The organism is Pseudomonas sp. MWU13-2105, from assembly GCF_023242315.1.
Taxonomy (GTDB): domain Bacteria; phylum Pseudomonadota; class Gammaproteobacteria; order Pseudomonadales; family Pseudomonadaceae; genus Aquipseudomonas.
The window spans coordinates 64,045-83,258 of sequence record NZ_JALLIY010000008.1; the positions used below are offsets into that span (position 1 = coordinate 64,045).

Genomic DNA, 19,214 nt, shown 5'->3' on the forward strand with positions numbered 1-19,214 from the left:
GTCGGCAGCGTCTGTACTGACGCCTTCGTGGGCAAGCTCCGCTCCCACAGCCTTGTGTCATTCACCGATCTTGCATGCGACACAGCATTAATTGTGGGAGCGGAGCTTGCCCGCGAAGAGGCCCTTGAGCTTTGCATCAACCTCTCTGTTGTCTGATCAGTCTTCGGCGCTGTCCAGCTTCCAGTAGCCGACCGCTTTGAGAAACTCCTCGTTCAAACCATGGCTGCCCAATAACACCTTGCGGATCTTGCGTGACAACGCCGCTTCGGTCGCCACCCAGGCATACAGGCTGCCTTCGGGGATGCTCAATTGTTCGACGGTGCGCAGCAGATCCTGCTCCGGGGCATCGCGTCTTACCCAGCTCACCTCGACCTGCGCCGGGCTCTGCAATGCCTGCTGCTCCCCGACATTCTCAACTTCGATCACCACCCGCGCCCGCCGATTGGCCGCCAGGCCTTCCAGGCGTCGGGCGATGGCCGGCAACGCGGTTTCGTCGCCGATCAGCAAGTAGCTGTCAAAGATATCCGGCACCACCATCGAACCTCGCGGGCCGCCGATAGTGAGGAACTGGCCGGGCGCGGCCTGGGCCGCCCAGGTCGCGGCGGGGCCGTCGCCGTGGAGGACGAAATCGAGGTCCAGTTCGCCACTTTCCAGGTCATGACGCCTTGGGGTGTAGTCCCGCATGGCCGGCATAGGGCCATTGTCCCTGGCCCCCAGCACCATGGTTTCCAGCGCAGCCTGTTCGGCGGCGTTCTGTGGGAAAAACACTTTCACATGGTCGTCCGTGCCCAGGCTGATAAAACCCGCCAGCTCCGGTCCGCCCACGGTGATGCGGCGCATGCGCGGGGTGAGGTCGACGACCCGCAGCACCTCCAGGCGGCGACGCTTGATTTCGTGCATGACGCGATGAATCCCTTGTGTCGCTGCATTCATAGCGATTTCTCCTGAGCGGAAGGGGAAGTGCCCGGACCGTCGACGATGGCCTTGGCGGTGTCGTTCAGCAGGTCGCGAACCCGCAGGATTTCTTCCGGGCTCCAGCGACCGTTGTGCAGTTGCAGGGCGTGGCGCAGGTTGTGCACCGCTTCGTGGATTTCCAACGGCCGTTCATGGCCGCGCAGCGAACGCTTGCTGACATCGATGCGCATGCGCACGCCATCGAGGGCCACGGCCTGTTCGAGCAGGGACTGGCGTCCGGTGTCGGTCACGCAATAGCGCTTTTTCCCGCCAGCGGCGTCGCCGAGGATCAGTTCGCTTTCTTCAAGGAAGGTCAGTGTCGGGTAGATCACGCCGGGGCTCGGGCTGTAGGCGCCGTCAAACATGCCTTCGATCTGGCGGATCAGGTCGTAGCCGTGGCACGGCTGTTCGGCAATCAGCGCCAGCAGCAACAGCTTCAGGTCGCCGGGGGCGAAGACCCGCGGCCCGCGTCCGCCGCGCTCACGACCGGGGCGACGTTCGAAACCGTCATGGCCATCGCCGAACTCCCGGGGAGGGTGACGATGGTGGGGGTGTTCCTCTCTCATTTCTCTTTCTCCTGTCTAGTTAAGATATACCTTAAGATATATCTTAATCGTGCGGCAAGAAAAAATGACGAACGGGCACTCAGCGTATAGGCGCTTATCTGCCTGCCAGGCTGGGTGTGTTTTCTGTTTGTTTCTGAGGATTTCCCCTACGTGAATCGAAGAAAAGCACTCTAATCAAGGGCCGGGACAGCTCTTTACCATGCCGCCTTGTGTCAAAAAGGCGGGACTTATGGTGTCCAGTTTCTTGTTGGGAGCGCTTCTCTGGGTGTCACCGGGCCTGTTCCTGTCGGCTCATGCATCCCTCGATGCGGCAAAACCGCGGTTATCGGCAAAGGTGGCCCAGGGGCTGCGGCCCAAGGCCGCGCCGGCGCCCATCGACAACGTCGTTGGCCGGGCCCATGAGCTGATCGGCACGCCCTACCGCTGGGGTGGGATGTCGGTCAACGGCTTCGATTGCAGCGGCTTGCTGGTCTACCTGTTCCAGCAGGAAGCCGATATCAAGTTGCCGCGCACCACTGTCGCCATGCGCCGCTCCAACGCCAGGACCATCGAGCGGAAAAACCTCAAGCCCGGCGATGCGGTGTTCTTCCGGCGCAATGGGCAAAACACCGTCAATCATGTCGGGCTCTATATCGGCGGGGGCAAATTCATTCATTCGCCACGCAGCGGCAAGACGGTGCGCATCGATTCCCTCAGCAACAGCTACTGGAAAAAGAGCTACACCCTCGCCAAGCGTTTTCATACTTCCCGCTGAGTTTTCTCTCCAGCCGTCATGGCGTTTGCGCGACCTTCTGCGCGGAGCACAAGGTGCTGCTACCCGGTTGCAGGTAAGGCGTCAGGATCGGTGCCATGCCCTTGAGCACCTGCACCGGCAAGGCCGAGGTGAATTTGAACGACTCGGCCGAGCGCCCCGGCACGAACGCGGTCAGGGTGCCGAAGTGATGGTCGCCGATGTAGAACACAAAGGTCGCCGTGCGGTTGATCGACTTCGAACTCAGGACCCGACCACCGGAGCCGATGGCCTCGATGCGGTTGTCGCCGGTACCGGTTTTCCCACCCATGGCCAGTGGTGTGCCGTCCGGCTGTTTGAAGCTGCCGGAGACCCGCCGCGCGGTGCCCGCATCCACCACTTGTGACAAGGCCTCGCGCAACGCCGTGGCCACCTCCGACGGCATCACCCGCTTACCTTTGCCCGGATCGTTGACCAGGCGGGTTTCGTAAGGCGTGCCGGCAGCGAAGTGCAGGCTGTCGATGCGCAGGGTCGGCATGCGCACGCCGTCGTTGAGGATGATCCCCACCAGTTCGGCCAGGGCCGCCGGCCGGTCGCCGGAACTGCCGATGGCGGTGGCCAGTGACGGCACCAGGTGATCGAAGGGGTAGCCGACCTGTTGCCAGCGCTGATGGATATCGAGGAAGGCTTCGATCTCCAGCATTACCCGGATCCGGCTGTCGCGGGCGCTCTTGTGCTTGCTTTTGAACAGCCAGCCATAGACTTCCTGGCGTTCGAATTCACTGGCGGCCACCACCTGGCTGAAGTGCGCCTGGGGGTTGTTCAACAGGTAGCCGAGCAGCCACAGATCCAACGGGTGAACCTTGGCGATAAAGCCCTGGTCGGGCAGGTCGAAGGTACCGGGGCCGTAGCTCTTGTAGAGTTTGGCCAGGCGTTCATCGGTGACTTTCTCGGTTTTCAGGTGGGCCCGGACGAAGGCATTGAAGGCTGCTTGCGGGGCGTCCGGCAGCAGGTAGCGGTGCACGGCGGCGAGGCGAATCGGTGTCGGGTGCATGCCGTCGAGGAAGGTATCCAGGCGTTCCTGGGACGTCTTGTTCTGGTACTTTTTCCAGAAGCGCAGCATGAAGGCGGTGCCTTCGCGGTCGGCGAAGCGTGCCAGGTATTCCTGGCGACGCGGCTCGCTGTCGTCCTTGAGCAACTCGGCACTGTTGTTCGGGCCCTGGTAGGTGCTGTAGCGCACAAGGTCGCGCATCAGGCGGATAAACGGCAGGTTGATCGACTCGCGCAGCGCTTCGCGCAAGGTCGGGCTGCGGCCGTTGTCTTCCTTGCGGAAGTTGTGGAAGTGGTGCAGGCCGCCACCGGTAAAGAAGCTTTCGCCGGGGTTGGCCGAGTATTGCCGGTTAAGGGCGGCGTCGAGCATTTTCGGCAACGAGCGGTCGCTGTTCTGCGCCAGGTAATCCACCGCCCAGCGGGTGATCGGGTCCTGGGCGTCATTCGCCACTTTCTTCAGTTCGGCGGGTGACTGGTTGCCATAACGGTCGTGCAGTTCGGAAATGATCTGCAGGTAGCTGGTCAGCACCCGCAGTTTCGCGGTGGAGCCCAGTTCGAGCTTGCTGCCTTCGTTGATGTCGAAGGGTTGGTCGGTACTGTCGGTCTGCACCCGCACCCGCGCGCTGTCGGGGGTGAGTTCGAAGAGGGTGAAGCTGTAGCGCACCTGTTGCGTGCTGGTCGGTGTCAGCAGGTGTTCGCCCAGCAGGCCCAGAGATTTGGCGAACTCCGGGTCGGCCAGGCGCTTGAGGTAGTCGCTGGCCTGGCTTTGCAGGTCCGACTGCAAGGTGCTGGTGGCCGAGAGGTCGAGGCGGTCGAGGTCGTAGAGCGGGCGGTCGAGCATGGCGGACAGGCGACTGCGGGCCACGCTTATGCCCTTGTTCGACTCCACCGGCTGGATCGTCGGCTCCTGCTGCCAGTCGCGGTAGGTCACCTTGCTGGCCAGCGCCGCGGCGGCCAGGGGGCCGTCGATCACCGCGTTCTGGGCCAGCAGGCGGATATGACTGTCGGTCAGGTCGGCCAACTCGCCACGCCCACGGGCCAGGTAATGAGAGGGACGCCGCTGGGCAATCATCAACGACAGCACTTCCCGCAGGGCCAGGCCGCGTTGGGCCAGGCTCAGGGGATCGCTGGCCACGCTGTTCAGGCGGGCGTTGACCTGGGTGAAGTCGGCGCCATACCAGACCCGCAAGCCTTCCGCCATGCCATGCACCTCGCCATGGCCGGGTACGGCCGACAAGGGCACGCTGTTGAGGTAGTCGCGCACCACATCCTTGCGCGCTTCCAGGGTTTGCGGCCCGCCCTGATAGGCGCGCACGCTGGCGGAAATCATCTGCCGGATCTTTTCGCCGCCGGAGAGGGTCAGGCCGTCCGGCGAGTGCCGGTATTTTTCCAATTGGGTTGCCAGGGTGCTACCGCCGGCGGTTTGGCCGCCAATGTGCAGGACCTTGGTGATCTGCGACAGCACGGCCTTGCCGAAGCGCGGCCAGTCCACGGCCGGGTTGGCTTCGGGCTGTTTCGGGTCGAGCAGGTCACGGTTCTCGATGAACAGCAGGCTGCTGACCACCAACGGCGGAATGGCTTCGAAGCTCGCATACAGCTGTTGCGGGTAGTCGTAATGGTAGACATCACCCCCGCGGCAATCGGTGATCGATAGTCCGGCCTGGATTTTCTCCTTGTACGGCACGAAGAAGCCGTGCTGGCTGTAGTCCAGCAGTGCCGGGGAGAAGCGGGCCTGGGCCTCGATCTGGTAGTTGCGTTTCAGCAGGCGTGGCAGGAATTCGCCGAGGGCGCTGTAGCCCAGGCGTTTGTCGAAAGGTCCGTCACCGGGATAGAGCATCGAGTCGCTGGGGCCGGGCGCCAGCGAATAGCTGAGGTCGGCGGCAAGACGGCTGAACTCGCGGGCCTGGATTTTCGAGCTGCGCATCTCCCGCGAGGCGGCAAACCCCAGCAGCACCAGGGCAATCAGCAGCACGAGCCAGAACAGCCGCCACCACAGCCTGCGCTTACGCGGTTTTCTCGGTAATGGCGCTTCATCCTCCCTGTTGGCTGGCGCCACAGTGTTACTCGAATCGGATTGCCATAAAGCGCCCATAGTCGATTCATCCATTCACGCAGATTGATCGCACTTGCCTGAAGCTTAGACGCTGCTTGGGGTCAGCGAAAAATATGTGAAGTGGGTCAGATTTTCTTGCTGGTCATCAGTCCAGGCGTGAGCGCCGCAATGCCTCGTCGTCCTTATCAGGCGATCGCTACTTGCGTGGGCCGCTGCAGTTGCTTGTTGAACGCCAGCCAGCCGGCTAGCGTCGCCATCAGCAGCACCCCCAGCAATGCGCTGAAAATCCGCACCGGCAAACCATCCCCGGCCTGGGCATTGAGCATGTCCGCCAACGGCGCCAGCAGCACGCCGAAGCAGAACACCTCCAGCGAGTAACGGCCCATCCGACAACCTTGCCGGGCCAGCCAGTGATCCAGCCAGCGTCCATTGGGCAACAGATTTGACAGCACATAGGCCAGCGCCAGGAAATGCAGCAGGCGTGCCGGCGACAGGTTGGTCTTGCTGATCGGGTAGAGCCATTCGCTCAGTAGCTCGGGCATGAAGGCGTCGTGCACCTGCGGCCATTTCCACGACAGGGCGATCACCGCGCAGGCCAGCAGGTAGACCGCACAGGCCAGGAACAGCGGTCGGCGTGGCAACGGGCGGAGTTCCTGGCGCTTTTCTCGTTGGCCATGGATTGCCGCCGCGCCACCGAGCACGAACAACAATTGCCAGGCCATGGGGTTGAAGAACCATACGCCGCCCTCCTGGGCGGCCAGGTTCCACTGGAACCAGGGCGCCAGCAGGTACAGCAGCACCGACAGGCCGACCACGTATTCGGCCTTGTGCAGCAGCATCGGCAGGATCAGCGGCAAACCGAGCAGCAGCAGGATATACAGCGGCAGGGGATCCATCAGGTTGGGTTTGAAGCGCAATAGCAGTTCGTCCACCAGCGCCTGCTGTGGATGGGTAAGGAAATACTGCAAGCCCATTTCCTGTATCAGGTCACGGGTTTCCACCTGGCTGTTGGCAAAGAACACGATGCCCATCAGCAACGCCAGCAGGAAGATGTGCACCACATAAAGTACCCAGGCCCGGCGCAGGATATGCAAGCTGGCGACCAGAAAGCCGTCACGGCGGGCGATCTTGCCGTAGGCCAGGATCGCCGCGTAGCCGGCGAGAAAGACAAAGATCTCCGCCGCGTCGCTGAAACCGAAATTGCGCACGGTGAAATGGGCGAGTGGGTTCTGCGGCACGTGATCCCAGAAAATGAAGATCAGCGCCACTCCCCGGAAAAAATCGATGCGAAGGTCGCGTCCGTTGGATATCACGGGAAAACTCTTGGGCGAATGTTGGATAGGGCTGTTGTGGCTGTAAGAAATTGAACGTCGCACGGCGGCGTGCAGGTTGGCGTGAATGGGGGGGAATTGCAAAGTAGGGGTATTACTGAATGTCACCAGTTTGTGCGTCGGTCAGCCCGATGCCGTTTGCCGAGTCTGGCGGGTGTCCTGGCCAGAGACGATTAACTCGTCTGTACCTGTGATTTCTGACAGTAGACAGACCCGCCGGTGCGGCCTAGTGTTCAGATATCACCACGCTGGTATTTCGCTGTACGTGGAAGCGCTCCCCAGTCGGTATCGGGCGAGTATTTCTTTTCAGCTGCGGAATGCAGGACATGGCCGTGTGTGTGTTGCTTAAACATTTTTCGACCTACGTTTATATTGGCGTACTTAATACGTTGGTCCACTGGGGCGTCTTCCTGATGCTGCACCACTTCCTGTCGGTTCGTCAGGTTGTCAGTAATGTCTGCGCCTTTGCCGTGGCGGCCACATTTTCCTTTTATGCCAACTCACGATATAACTTCAAGCGCGCTGCATCGTGGGCGCGCTATCTGTCCTTTATCAGTTTCATGGCCTTTTTGAGCTTTATAATAGGTTGGCTCGGGGATGGGTTGGCCATGCCCGCTGTTGTAACACTGATTGTCTTTTCAGGCGTCAGTCTGGTCGTGGGTTACTTCTATTCCAGTTACGTGGTCTTTCGGGGCAGGGCGACGTGAAGATTTCCTTGGTGGTTCCTGTGTTCAATGAAGAGCAGAACATGGAGCTCTTTTACAATCGTGTCAGGCAAGAGCCCGGATTGAGAGGGTGTCAGGTCGAAATTGTTTTTATCAATGATGGCAGTTCTGATGCAACTGAAAGTATCGCGCGGGTACTGGCGCTGAGCGATGATGATGTGCTGCTGATCAATTTTTCACGTAACTTCGGTAAGGAACCCGCTTTGTTTGCTGGGCTTGAGTTTGCCACCGGTGATGCGGTGATTCCCATTGATATTGACCTGCAGGACCCGATTGAGGTCATTCCAAGATTGATTGCCGAGTGGGAGAACGGAGCGGATGTGGTCCTGGCCAAGCGGCGAAATCGTTCGACGGACAGCTATCTGAAACGAAAATCTGCCAGCCTTTTCTATCACGTACTGAACAGTATTGCCTATCCCCATATCGAGGAGAATGTCGGCGATTTTCGCTTGATGGATCGGAAAGTAGTCAATGTTGTAAAAGGGTTGCCCGAGCATCAACTGTTTATGAAAGGGGTCCTGTCGTGGGCGGGGTTCAAGACCCATGTTATCGAGTATGACCGGGCCCCGCGCGCCAATGGCAAGAGCAAGTTCAATGGATGGGGGTTATGGAACCTGGCGCTTGACGGCATCACTTCGTTCAGCACTTTGCCATTGCGCCTGTGGAGTTATATCGGGGGAGGGATTTCACTGTCGGCGCTGCTGTATGCCGGTTACATGGTGTTGGATAAAGCGCTCTTTGGCAACGATGTACCAGGGTACCCGTCATTAATGACGGCGATTCTATTTCTGGGCGGTGTGCAACTGATTGGGATAGGCATTCTGGGGGAGTATGTCGGACGAATTTATATGGAAGCCAAGCATCGACCCAGGTTTGTGGTGCGAGATGTTGTCGGTGCTCATCCTAAAGTGTTGACACAGGAGGATGCGAAGTGTCAATGGCAAAAGTGACGGATCAGGCCGGGAGGAGCATCAGTCTAGGTGTCATGTGGTGGGGGATCATTGTTTTAGCTGCCGGAGCACGGTTATACGGGATAACTGATCCGTATGTGTGGTACGACGAAGCCTTTAGCGTCTGGATGAGTTCTTTGCCGCCTGCCGATATCTGGTTTCATACAGGAAGGGACGTTCATCCTCCACTCTATTATTTATTGCTTCATGGTTGGATCGGCCTATTGGGCAAGAGTGTCTTGGCCATCAGATCGATGAGTGTGGTTGCCGGTACGTTAACGGTCATGCTGTGTATGTTGATCGTTCGTATGGTTTCATCCCGCGGCGTGGCCATGCTCGCCGGGATTTTATTGGCGTTGTTTCCGGCGTCGGTCCGCTTGAGCCAGGAAGCCCGCATGTATGCCTTGGAAGGCCTGTTTTTGGTCGGCGCGACACTTGCACTGGTCTATTGGGTAAGGCAGACGCAACGTTACCGCTATCTGCTGATCTATGCCGTGTGTATCGGTGCATCACTGTATACGCATTATTATGCCGTGCTGGGTGTTCTGGCCCACTGGCTGTATTTGATTTTTCTGAGGTTTGGTTCATCCATCAAGACCCGTCATGTTGTCAGTCCGGCCTGGTGGTTGTGTAATGTTTTTATTTTCGTTATCTATACGCCATGGCTATTCAGCCTGGTGGATCTGTTGAGGAACTACGCGAAGATAGAGGCAGTGGGAAGCGTGGCGTGGCTGGACAGGGGCGGTGTGCATACGCTGCCAGGTTCGTTATGGAAATTCTTTACTCTACAACCACAGCATTCATTATTTTGGCCATTCTACTGGCTGCTGCCGCTTGTATTGAGTGTGTTGGTGGGCTGGGTTGTTTATTTTGATCGGACCCCGTACAGATCATGTGTTCTGTTGGTCATCGTTACATTTTTTCCTATGTTGGCGCTGTTTTGTGTCTCACTTTTCATGCCGGCCTATCTCGAACGGTATATTGCCTTTGCCGCGCTGGGTATCCCTGTTTTTATGGCGATTGCGGTGGCGGGTGTCAGCCATCGATCTTTCTCGGTCGGCTGTCTGATGTTTTTTTGTGTGCTTGCTCTGGAGTCGGTTGGGCTGCACTTTAATTATATTCAGCAAGGAGAGTTCGGGTATTTCAAAAGCAAATATGTGACGCCGTTTTCTGTGGTTTTCGACTACATTTTTTCTCACCGTCGTGAAGGCGATATTGTCGTCGTGGGTGGTGGATTTTTTTATTTCAGCGCTGTTTATTATAATGGTACTGATCAGGGCATGTATTTATATGATCTGTCATTGGACAATGGTCATTCAGCTCGCCCCAACGGTTATGGGGCATCAACTTTGATGTACGAGACCTGGGACGATCACGTGTTGAACGGTACCCGCTGTGCACCGAAAGGAACGAAACGAATCTGGTGGTTGACGGGGGATCCGCTTTTGGATGTACATGTGCCTTACCCCGGACAATGGCCGGAGGTCGATGCTCTGCGCACAGCAGAGCTCGATCTGCGTCTCTATGAGGCCCCAGCAGGGATGGTCGGTTACGACCCATGCCTAAAAAATTAAATGGCCGGGGAGGGGATCGTTGTTCGCTTTCTATGAAGGGCACCCTGCCCGACAGCGGGCAGGCGCCTCTGCCGTCAAGCCGCAGCCACTTCTTGGGGCTCGAAACTATCCGCCCGCGCCATCTGCCACATGCGCGAGTAAAACTCGCCATTGACCTCGCCGGTCAGCAATTCACCCGGCTTGAGGAACACATGCAACTGTGAGAACAGCTTGATCTCGGTCGCCGACATCCGCCGGACCAGATGCTTGGCTTCCAACTGCGCCGGATGCTCCAACCCCGCCGCCGCAAGCATTTCGGCCAGCGCCTTCAAAGTATTGCGATGGAAGTTGAACACCCGCTGGGCTTTGTCCGGCACCACCAGGGCGCGTTGGCGCAGGGCATCCTGGGTCGCGACACCGGTCGGGCATTTGTTGGTGTGGCAGCTCTGCGACTGGATGCAGCCGATGGCGAACATAAAGCCGCGTGCCGAGTTGGCCCAGTCGGCGCCGATGGCCAGCACGCTGGCGATATCGAAGGCACTGACGATCTTGCCGCTGGCACCGAGTTTGATCTTGTCCCGCAGGTTCAGGCCCACCAGGGTGTTGTGCACGAACAGCAGGCCGTCGCGCATCGGTACGCCGATATGGTCGGTGAACTCCACTGGCGCGGCGCCGGTGCCGCCTTCCTTGCCGTCGACCACGATAAAGTCCGGGAGGATGCCGGTTTCCAGCATGGCCTTGGCAATGCCCATGAATTCCCACGGGTGGCCCAGGCAGAACTTGAAGCCCACCGGCTTGCCGCCGGACAGCTCACGCAACTGGGCGATGAAGTGCATCATTTCCACCGGTGTGGAAAACGCGCTGTGCCGCGCCGGCGAGACGCAGTCTTCGCCCATCATGATGCCGCGGGTCTCGGCGATCTCCTGGGTCACCTTGTGCTTGGGCAGGATGCCGCCATGGCCGGGCTTGGCGCCCTGGCTCATCTTGATTTCGATCATCCGCACCTGTGGATTCTGCGCCTGGGCGGCGAAGCGTTCCGGATCGAAACGGCCGTCCGCGGTGCGACAACCGAAATAGCCACTGCCCAGTTCCCAGGTCAGGTCGCCGCCGTTCTCGCGGTGGTAGGGGCTGATGCTGCCCTCGCCGGTGTCGTGGGCGAAGTTGCCGAGCTTGGCGCCCTGGTTCAGCGCGCGGATGGCGTTGGCGCTCAGGGAACCGAAGCTCATCGCCGATATGTTGAACACCGAGGCCGAGTACGGTTGCTTGCATTGCGGGCCGCCGACGATCACCCGAAAGCCGCTCGGGTCACTCAGTGGCGCCGGGCGCATGGAGTGGCCGATAAATTCGAAACCGCCCTGGTACACATCGATCAGGGTGCCGAAGGGTTTGTCGGCGCTTTCGTTCTTGGCCCGTGAATACACCAGCGAACGCTGGGAGCGGGAGAAGGGCAGGGCATCGCTATCGGATTCCAGCAGGTACTGGCGGATCTCCGGGCGAATGCCCTCCACCAGGTAGCGGATATTACCCAGGATCGGGTAGTTGCGGCGCACCGCGTGGGGACTTTGCAGCAGGTCGAACAGGCCCAGCAGGCTCAACAGGCCGGTCACCAGGGTGAACGGCCAGAGCCAGTCATGTGCCAGGAACGGCAGGCTGGCGAGGGTGAAGATCACACAACCGGCAAAGAAGGCGTAGCGGCTCAGCAGGGACAGACTCATACGGTTTCCTTTGGTGCGGACTCGTCGGGAGGTCAGGCATTCTGCGCCTGGAGGAAAATCGAGAACAGCTCGGACTGGGATTTGATCCCCAACTTGCTGTACATGTGCTTCTTGTGGACCTTCACGGTCTCGATGGAAATCTCCAGCTTGCGGGCGATTTCCTTGCTCGAACAACCGCTGAGCATCAGCCGCCCGACATCCAGTTCGCGGGCGGTCAACTGCGCGCCCTTGAGCTGCTGCACCGAGGCTTCCAGTTGGGTGCGCCAGTCGCCCTGTCCGGCGTTGCCCGGCTGGGCCAGCGTTTCGCGGACTTCATGCGGCAGGCGTTGGCGCAGCAGCGCCAGGACCCAGGGCTGGATCAGCGACAGCAGGGCGATCTGCTCGGCGCCGAAGGCGGTGGTGGAACCCAGCGACAGGCACAGGGTACGGTCGCCATCGAGCTGGCAGTTGAACTGGATTTCATCGGCCACCACGTTCAAACGGAAGTAGCGCTGGTAGTACTCGGTCAGCTCGAAATGCTCCGGCGCGACTTCCGTCAGGCGGTACAGGCCGGTGCGTTGCTGTTCGCGGCTGGCGATATAGAAGGGGTCGAGCAGGTACAGGCCGCGCAGGTAATCCTGGAACAACGGGTCCGGGCCACCGTCCTGGCCCGGGCATTCGGCGAACACTTCCGGGTGCTGGCCGTTGCTGAACAGCAGCACCACCCAGCTGTCGAACGTCACGTACTGGTCGAGCAGGCGCACCAGTTGCGTCCAGAAATTCGGCCGGTCGAGGGCCTCGATCATTTGCCCCACCGCACGGTGCCAGGCGATGTCATTCAGGATGAGTGTCACTCGTCTACCCCTATCAGGTTACCCCGGCCGCGTGATTCCCACGGCCCATCCCCGGTGCGCATACTGGACTCACACAATGGCCGGGCACTCATTCTGCCAGCTCGGCGCCGTCATTGAGCCTGGCCGGCTATCGAAAACAAGGAAAAATCCATGAAGGTCGAATTTGCCCAGTTTGCGGGCCGGGACAACGATACCGCCTACAACCTCGGGCGGGCGCTGGCGGCGATTGCGGCCTGCGCCGCCGATACGCAGCTGATCGTGTTCCCGGAAACCCATCTGATGGGCTTTCCGTCCGCCGAGACCGTGGCCGAGGTCGCCGAACCCCTGGACGGCCCGACCGTCCAGGCCGTGCAGCGGGCCGCCCGGGAACGCAACCTGGCCGTGGTGATCGGCGTCGCCGAAAACGACGTCGGGCAGTTCTACAACACCACCTTGCTGATCACCCCTGAGGGCATCGTCCTGCGCTATCGCAAGACCCATCTGTGGGCCTCGGATCGTGGCGTATTCACCGCCGGTGACCGCTATGTCACGGCTGAGTGGAATGGCGTCCGGGTCGGCCTGCTGATCTGCTACGACATCGAGTTTCCGGAAACCGCCCGGGCGCTGGCGCAGTTGGGCGCCGAATTGTTGATCGTCACCAACGGCAACATGGACCCCTATGGCCCGACCCATCGCACCGCGATCATGGCCCGCGCCCAGGAAAACCAGGCGTTCGCGCTGATGGTCAATCGCGTGGGCGAGGGTGACGGCAGCTTGCTGTTCGCCGGTGGCAGTGCCCTGGTGGATCCGTTCGGCAGCCTGCTGTTCGAAGCCGGGCGCGGGGAAGGCCAGTTCACGGTGGAACTGGATCTGAGCCGGCTGGCGGCGGCGCGGCGTGACTACCGCTACCTGGATGACCAGCGCCTGCGTTTGCCGGGCGAGGTGATCGAGCATGGCAACGGCGTGCGGGAGCTGTTGATTCCGTAGGAGCCGAGCTTGCTCGCGAAGGGGCCCGTAAGAACGCCAAAAGCTTCGCGGGCAAGCCCTGCTCCCACAGGTTCCAGGTGAGTTCAAGGTTTTTTCAAAACAAGAATTTCGTAGTACCGCTCCAACCTTGCCGAACTCGGCTCTGCCATAAATCCAATAACATTCGGAGTAGTCGCCTCATGGCTCGTTTGCAACGCACCCTTTCGCTGGGGTCGGTGGTGCTGTTCGGCATCGCCTATATGACGCCGATCATTGTCCTCGGCACTTTCGGCATTCTTGCCCAATCCACGGCCGGCATGGTTCCGGCCGCCTATCTCGCGGCGCTGGTGGCGATGTTCTTCACCGCCATGAGCTACGGGCGCATGGCCGCCGCCTTTCCGGTAGCCGGCTCGGCCTACAGCTATGTGCGCAAGGCCATCAGCCCCAAGCTCGGTTTTATTGCCGGCTGGGCGGTGCTGCTCGATTACCTGTTCCTGCCGATGGCGATCTGGCTGATCGGCGCGGCCTACCTCAACTCGGCGTTCCCTTCGGTGCCGCAGGCGGTCTGGGTGCTGGCCTTTATCGGCATCACCAGCGTGATCAATATCGTCGGCCTGCGCCTGGCCAACGGTATCAACGCCCTGCTGATGCTGGTGCAGTTCCTGGTACTGGTGGCGTTTGTCGTCCTGGCGATCCACTACATCGGCGGTGACGCCAGCAAGCCGCTGTGGACCCTCGCGCCATTTATCAGCGGCGATATGCAGATGCCCCTGATCATGAGCGGCGCGGCGATTGCCTGCTACTCGTTCCTGGGCTTCGATGCGGTGAGTACCCTGACCGAAGAAACCCGCGACCCGCGCCGCACCATTCCGCGGGCGATCATGCTGATCACCCTGATCGGCGGTTTGATCTTCGTCGCGGTGTCGTACTTCGTGCAGTTGGCCCACCCGTCGTTCGTGTTCGATAACGTCGATTCGGCCGCCTATGAAATCGCCCGCAATATTGGCGGCGACCTGTTCGTGACGCTCTTCCTCGTCGGCCTGATCGTCGGTCAGTTCGCCTCGGGCTTGTCGGCCCAGGCCAGCGGTTCGCGCCTGCTGTATGCGATGGGCCGTGACGGCGTGTTGCCGAAGTCCTTCTTCGGCACCTTGCACGAGCGTTTCGGCACGCCGATCAACAGTATCCTGCTCTGTGCGGTGGTGGCCTTGCTGGCCCTGAAGCTGGACGTGACCACCTCCACCTCGTTCATCAACTTCGGTGCGTTCCTGGCCTTCAGCCTGGTGAACCTGTCGGTGATTTTCCATTACTGGATTGGTGGCGAGAAACGTGGCCCGCGTGAGTTGCTGCTGTTCCTGGTGTGCCCGCTGATCGGCCTGGTGGCGGATCTGTGGCTGATGATCAGCCTCGATCACCTGGCGATTTACCTGGGCTTGAGCTGGCTGGCGGTCGGCCTGGTGTACCTGGGGTTCCTCACCGGCGGTTTCCGCAAGCAACCGCCGGAGATGGACTTCCAGGAAGCGGCCTGAGGCCCTTGAGTCTTGCATCGACCCTGGGGGGGCCAGTGCTGGCAAGCCAGTTCCTGCACGGGCGCCCGGGTTGGCTCAGGCGGCCTTGTTCTGACGGATCGGCAGCTCGATCCGGAACGTGGTGCCGACCCCCAGCTCGCTGCGTACGCTGATCTGCCCGGCATGTTTTTGCACGATGCCATAGGACAGCGACAAGCCCAGGCCGGTGCCCTGGCCGACGGGTTTGGTGGTGAAGAACGGGTCGAAGATCTTCTGTACCGTCTCGGGGGCCATGCCCGAGCCGGTGTCGGCCACTTCCAGCCAGATCCGCTCGCCCAGGCTGCCGCCACGCAGGGTGATGGTGCCGCGCTCCGGCCCCATGGCCTGGGCGGCGTTGACCACCAGGTTCATGATGACCTGGTTGATCTGCGACGCCAGGCACTCGATCTCCGGCAGTCCGGAGTAGTCCTTGACCACGTCGGCCTTGTATTTGAGTTCGTTGGCGACAATGTTCAGGGTCGATTCGATGCCCTGTTGCAGATTGCTCCATTGCCACTCCTGGTTCGAGTCGACCCGGGAGAAGTTCTTCAGGTCCTTGACGATCTGCCCGACCCGACCGATGCCCTCCTTGGACTCCTTGATCAGCAACGGAATGTCTTCTTCGAGGAAATCCAGCTCGACCCGTTCGCGCAGCTCCTTCAAGCGTGCCTGCAACTCGGGCGCGGCGATCCCTTCCTCGGCGCCCTGATAGGCCTGGAGCATTTCCAGCAGCTTGCCGAAATAGCCTTCCAGGGTCCCCAGGTTCGAGGAAATGAAGCCGATGGGATTGTTGATCTCATGGGCGACACCCGCCGCCAGTTGGCCGAGGGAGGCGAGCTTTTCCGATTGAACCAACTGCCCTTCCAGTTGCTTGCGTTCGTCGATTTCATGCTGCAAGGCCAGGCTGGTCTGTGTGAGGGCCTGGGTCCGTTGCTCGACCAACTCTTCCAGCCGGTGCATCTGCAGGTTGGCGCGTTCGGTCATTTCCCATTTGTTGGTCAGGGTGTTGGCCAGTTGCTGGACCTCGATATTGTCGAAGGGCTTTTTCAGGATCACCAGTCGGTCATGGCCGTGCAGGCGTTCCAGCAGGTCGTCCCAGGAATAGTCGGTGTAGGCGGTGCAGACCACCACTTGCAGGTTGGGGTCGACTTGCCACAGGTGTTCGATGGTTTCGGCACCGTCCCAGCCCTGGGGCATGCGCATATCGACGAAGGCCAGGGCGTAGGGCTTTCCACAAGCCACCGACTGTTCGACCTTTTGCAGGCCTTCCTGGCCTTGGTAAGCCGAGTCGAGTTCGAAGGGCAGGACGTTGCTGGTCTTGACCTCCTGGCCGAAGAGTGCGGCTTCCATCAGGTCCAGGTCCGGTGACTGGTCGACATTCGGGGTGAGAATCTTGCGAAAGTCCTCGTGGATCGACGGGGTGTCGTCGACCAGCAGGATACGACGGTTGCGGAGTGTGTTCATACAGCCCCCACGGCAGTTTTCAAGGGCAATTCGAGGGTAAAGACAGCGCCCTTTCCGGGGCCGTCGCTGTGGGCGGTCAAGTGCCCTTTCATTTCGATCGCGGCCAGGGCGCAGCTGTGCAGGCCGAAGCCATGGCCGTCCTTGCGGGTGGTGAAGCCATGGGCAAAGATGCGCGTCATGTTTTCCGGCAGGATGCCTTCGCCGGCGTCCTTGACGCTGATGCGCAAGGTGCTGTCCTCGATCGCCTGGACTTGCAGGGTGATTTCGCGTGGACGGTCGGAGAGGTTGGCCATGGCCTGCTTGGCGTTGCTGATCAGGTTGATCAGGATCAGCAGCAAACGGTGCTTGTCGGCCATCACCTGGGGCACCTCGTCGTATTCGCGAATCACCGTGACGTTGTGCCGGTTCAGGGCCCCGGAGTTCATGCGCAGGGCGTCTTCGAGCAAATCGCGGATGTGCACCGGCTCCTCCATGGCCGAGACGCCGGCATAGGATTGCTGGGTCGAGACGATGTCCTTGATATGGTCGACGCTCTTGCTCAACTGGGTCAGTTCGTCGCTCATGCTCTGTTGTTCCGCGGCAATGGCCTCGACCAGTTGGTTGAGATACCCGGGCAACAGCTTGCCACGTTCGTCGCTGGTAATGAACTCGCCGAGGTCATGCTTGTGTTCGTTGATCATCGTCACCGCCCTGGCCAGGCCCTGGGTCTTGCTGCCACGCAGCTTGCGCGCCACCAGCTCGGCGGAGATATTCACGCTGTTGAGCACATTGCCGACGTTGTGCAGCACGTTGGTGGCGATCTCGGCCATACCGGCCAGGCGCGCGCTTTCCATCAGTTCGCTCTGGGCATCGCGCAGTTCGCGGGTGCGTCGTTCCACCCGTTGTTCCAGGTGCGTGTTGGCCGCTTGCAGGGCCCGGTTGACCCGGTTGATCTCGGCGTAGCTGCGCACCAGGCGGGTAGCCAGGTACACCAGCAAGACCAGGAGCAGACCCGAGAAGATCAACAGGTACAAATGATGGCGCTGTTCGAGACGTTCGTTCTGTTGCTGGTCCTGGTTCAGTTGGTCGGTGATGGAGTCCAGGCTTTCGGAGAGCGGTACCGCATCGATCTCTTCAATCAGTGAGTTGACCCGGGGTTGCTCGCGCAGGATCAGGTTGACGTGGTTGAGCAGGATCTGCACCGGCTCCTTGAACGAGGGCGGCAGGCGTTGCGTGTCGGTCATCACCTGATTGAGCCCCAGTTCGATGCTATGGGCGCGTTCTTCAGTAGTGGTCTGGGCGAACTCCAGGGCACTGAGCAGCAGGTCGTAGATATCGTTGGAGGTGTCCTGGAGCATCAGTTTGTCCTGATCTTCCAGTGCGCTGAGCTGGTGCTGGATATCGTCTTCGGCGGTCGGCAGGAAGGCCAGGGAGTTGCGCAGTACCGCGTTGCGGGATTTGAACTGTTCCACCAGTCGCGATTTTTCATCGAGCGTCTGGGCCAGGGTTTCCCGGCGGTCCTTCCAGGCGCCGGCGGCCTGATGGGTCTGGCCGGGTTCGATGGGCGTGAAGGTCTGCAGGAGCCGGCGCATTTCCTGCGGGGGCTTGACCAGCGGGTCGTAATTGCGCGTCACCGCGATCCTGGACTTGAGGATTTCGGTGTCCCACTCGGCATCCAGCTGCTTGACCCGATTGATCAGGTCGCGGGCGTGGGCATAGTCCAGGGTCACGTCGGAGGCGGCCATGAGATACAGAAATACCAGCACCGAGGCGAGCAGGACGGCCAGGCGCGGCAGGAGGACCCGGTTGAGGACGCTGCTTGTGACCTTCATAGTGGTTTGCCCCCCAGCTCGCCGGTCAGGGTCTTGAGAAACAGCACGATCAGGCGGATGTCCTCGGCGGAAGGGACACGTCCCAGTTGATAGGTGAACATGACATGGACGGCATCTTCCAGGGTCTTGGCCGAGGCATCGTGAAAGTACGGCGCGGTCAACGCGACATTGCGCAGGCTGGGAACCTTGAACACGTTGCGGTCCTCTTCGGCTCCCGTCGCCAGGTAGCGCCCGAGGTCGGCTTCGGTGGGGTTGCCGCGGGCCGCGAAGTAGTCGCCCATCACGCCGAATTTCTGGAACATGTTGCCGCCGACATTGACCCCTTGGTGGCAGGCGATGCAGCCGTAGTCCTTGAAGCGCTGGTAGCCGTATTTTTCGTCGAGGCTCAGGATATCGGTGTTGCCCTTGAGGTACTGGTCAAAGCGCGAGTTGGGCGTCAGCAGGCTGCGCTCGTAGCTGGCCAGGGCATTCTGCACGTTGGCGATGGTCACGCCATCGGTATAGGCCTCGCGGAAGGCCGCCTGGTAAGCCGGCGCCTGGTTGAGGGTGTCGATGACGTGGGGCCAGGAGTTACCCATTTCTGTCGGGCTTTTCACCACACCCTCGATCTGCGCCTCCAGGGTCTCGGCGCGACCGTTCCAGAATTGCTTGAAGTTCAGCGCCGCGTTGAGCACGGTCGGCGTGTTGATCCCCAGGGTTTCACCGCGGAAACCGGTGGAGAAGGGCTTGTCGTCGGCCCCGCCTTGCTCCAGGTGATGGCAACTGGCGCAGGACGTGCTGTTGTTGATCGACAGTTGCTTTTCATTGAACAACTGGCGACCCAGTTCGACCTTGCGCGGATCCTGTTGCGGAGCATCCGGCAATGGCTTGAGCGGTTCGTCGAAGGGCGCGGCGACCAGGGGCGTGGCGAGGAGTATCCCGCAACAGGCGAGCGAGCTCGCCAGCAACGACAGCAGTGTGCGAGACGTCATGAGCATGTCCTTGGCAAAA

At 60.4% G+C, this 19,214-nt stretch carries 15 protein-coding genes; 6 read left to right on the forward strand and 9 right to left on the reverse strand.

Going from position 1 to position 19,214, the window contains the following annotated elements; all coding sequences use genetic code 11:
• Positions 1-156: 156 nt before the first annotated feature.
• Positions 157-933 carry a siderophore-interacting protein gene (locus tag M5B96_RS13275; protein WP_248797133.1) on the reverse strand — a complete coding sequence of 259 codons (777 nt, stop codon included), beginning with the start codon at positions 931-933 and terminating at the stop codon, positions 157-159.
• Positions 930-1,520: a PadR family transcriptional regulator gene (locus M5B96_RS13280; protein WP_248797134.1), complete on the reverse strand. Its 591-nt coding sequence runs from the start codon at positions 1,518-1,520 to the stop codon at positions 930-932. The genes M5B96_RS13275 and M5B96_RS13280 overlap by 4 nt, the downstream gene beginning before the upstream one ends.
• Positions 1,521-1,749: 229 nt before the next feature.
• Here M5B96_RS13280 and M5B96_RS13285 point away from each other — a divergent pair, with 229 nt between their 5' ends.
• Entirely contained in the window at positions 1,750-2,274 is a 525-nt protein-coding gene (locus M5B96_RS13285; protein ID WP_248797135.1) for a C40 family peptidase, read from the forward strand.
• Between the two features lie 16 nt (positions 2,275-2,290).
• On the opposite strand, the gene M5B96_RS13290 is transcribed toward M5B96_RS13285, so the two are convergent.
• The gene (locus M5B96_RS13290) at positions 2,291-5,392 is read right to left on the reverse strand and encodes a transglycosylase domain-containing protein (RefSeq protein ID WP_248797136.1); all 3,102 of its coding nucleotides are present in this window, start codon (positions 5,390-5,392) and stop codon (positions 2,291-2,293) included.
• Positions 5,393-5,538: 146 nt separating this feature from the next.
• Positions 5,539-6,663 (reverse strand): OpgC domain-containing protein, encoded by a 1,125-nt coding sequence (locus M5B96_RS13295; RefSeq protein WP_248797320.1) that lies wholly within the window; start codon positions 6,661-6,663, stop codon positions 5,539-5,541.
• Positions 6,664-7,010: 347 nt separating this feature from the next.
• Here M5B96_RS13295 and M5B96_RS13300 point away from each other — a divergent pair, with 347 nt between their 5' ends.
• The 3 genes from M5B96_RS13300 to M5B96_RS13310 are packed head-to-tail and all read left to right on the forward strand — an operon-like array spanning position 7,011 to position 9,933.
• On the forward strand, positions 7,011-7,391 hold the full coding sequence (locus M5B96_RS13300; protein WP_248797137.1) for a GtrA family protein: 381 nt from the start codon (positions 7,011-7,013) through the stop codon (positions 7,389-7,391).
• Positions 7,388-8,359 carry a glycosyltransferase family 2 protein gene (locus M5B96_RS13305; RefSeq protein WP_248797138.1) on the forward strand — a complete coding sequence of 324 codons (972 nt, stop codon included), beginning with the start codon at positions 7,388-7,390 and terminating at the stop codon, positions 8,357-8,359. The genes M5B96_RS13300 and M5B96_RS13305 overlap by 4 nt, the downstream gene beginning before the upstream one ends.
• Positions 8,347-9,933, forward strand: a complete 1,587-nt coding sequence (locus M5B96_RS13310) for a glycosyltransferase family 39 protein (protein WP_248797321.1) — start codon at positions 8,347-8,349, stop codon at positions 9,931-9,933. The genes M5B96_RS13305 and M5B96_RS13310 overlap by 13 nt, the downstream gene beginning before the upstream one ends.
• 74 nt (positions 9,934-10,007) lie before the next feature.
• On the opposite strand, the gene M5B96_RS13315 is transcribed toward M5B96_RS13310, so the two are convergent.
• On the reverse strand, positions 10,008-11,627 hold the full coding sequence (locus M5B96_RS13315; protein ID WP_248797139.1) for an FMN-binding glutamate synthase family protein: 1,620 nt from the start codon (positions 11,625-11,627) through the stop codon (positions 10,008-10,010).
• A 32-nt stretch (positions 11,628-11,659) separates the two neighbouring features.
• Positions 11,660-12,460 carry a helix-turn-helix transcriptional regulator gene (locus M5B96_RS13320; protein WP_248797140.1) on the reverse strand — a complete coding sequence of 267 codons (801 nt, stop codon included), beginning with the start codon at positions 12,458-12,460 and terminating at the stop codon, positions 11,660-11,662.
• Positions 12,461-12,610: 150 nt separating this feature from the next.
• On the opposite strand from M5B96_RS13320, the gene M5B96_RS13325 reads away from it, so the two are divergent.
• Positions 12,611-13,426 carry a carbon-nitrogen hydrolase family protein gene (locus M5B96_RS13325; protein ID WP_248797141.1) on the forward strand — a complete coding sequence of 272 codons (816 nt, stop codon included), beginning with the start codon at positions 12,611-12,613 and terminating at the stop codon, positions 13,424-13,426.
• A 179-nt stretch (positions 13,427-13,605) separates the two neighbouring features.
• Positions 13,606-14,931 carry an APC family permease gene (locus M5B96_RS13330; protein ID WP_248797142.1) on the forward strand — a complete coding sequence of 442 codons (1,326 nt, stop codon included), beginning with the start codon at positions 13,606-13,608 and terminating at the stop codon, positions 14,929-14,931.
• A 75-nt stretch (positions 14,932-15,006) separates the two neighbouring features.
• Here the strand turns inward: M5B96_RS13330 and M5B96_RS13335 are convergent, their stop codons facing one another.
• Genes M5B96_RS13335 through M5B96_RS13345 form a run of 3 tightly spaced genes read right to left on the reverse strand, consistent with a single transcriptional unit; the run spans position 15,007 to position 19,201 of the window.
• Positions 15,007-16,413, reverse strand: a complete 1,407-nt coding sequence (locus tag M5B96_RS13335) for an ATP-binding protein (protein WP_248797143.1) — start codon at positions 16,411-16,413, stop codon at positions 15,007-15,009.
• Positions 16,410-18,224, reverse strand: a complete 1,815-nt coding sequence (locus M5B96_RS13340) for a DAHL domain-containing protein (protein ID WP_248797144.1) — start codon at positions 18,222-18,224, stop codon at positions 16,410-16,412. Before M5B96_RS13340 ends, M5B96_RS13335 begins: the two co-directional genes overlap by 4 nt.
• Positions 18,221-19,201, reverse strand: a complete 981-nt coding sequence (locus M5B96_RS13345) for a cytochrome-c peroxidase (RefSeq protein ID WP_412548605.1) — start codon at positions 19,199-19,201, stop codon at positions 18,221-18,223. The genes M5B96_RS13340 and M5B96_RS13345 overlap by 4 nt, the downstream gene beginning before the upstream one ends.
• Positions 19,202-19,214 lie beyond the last annotated feature (13 nt).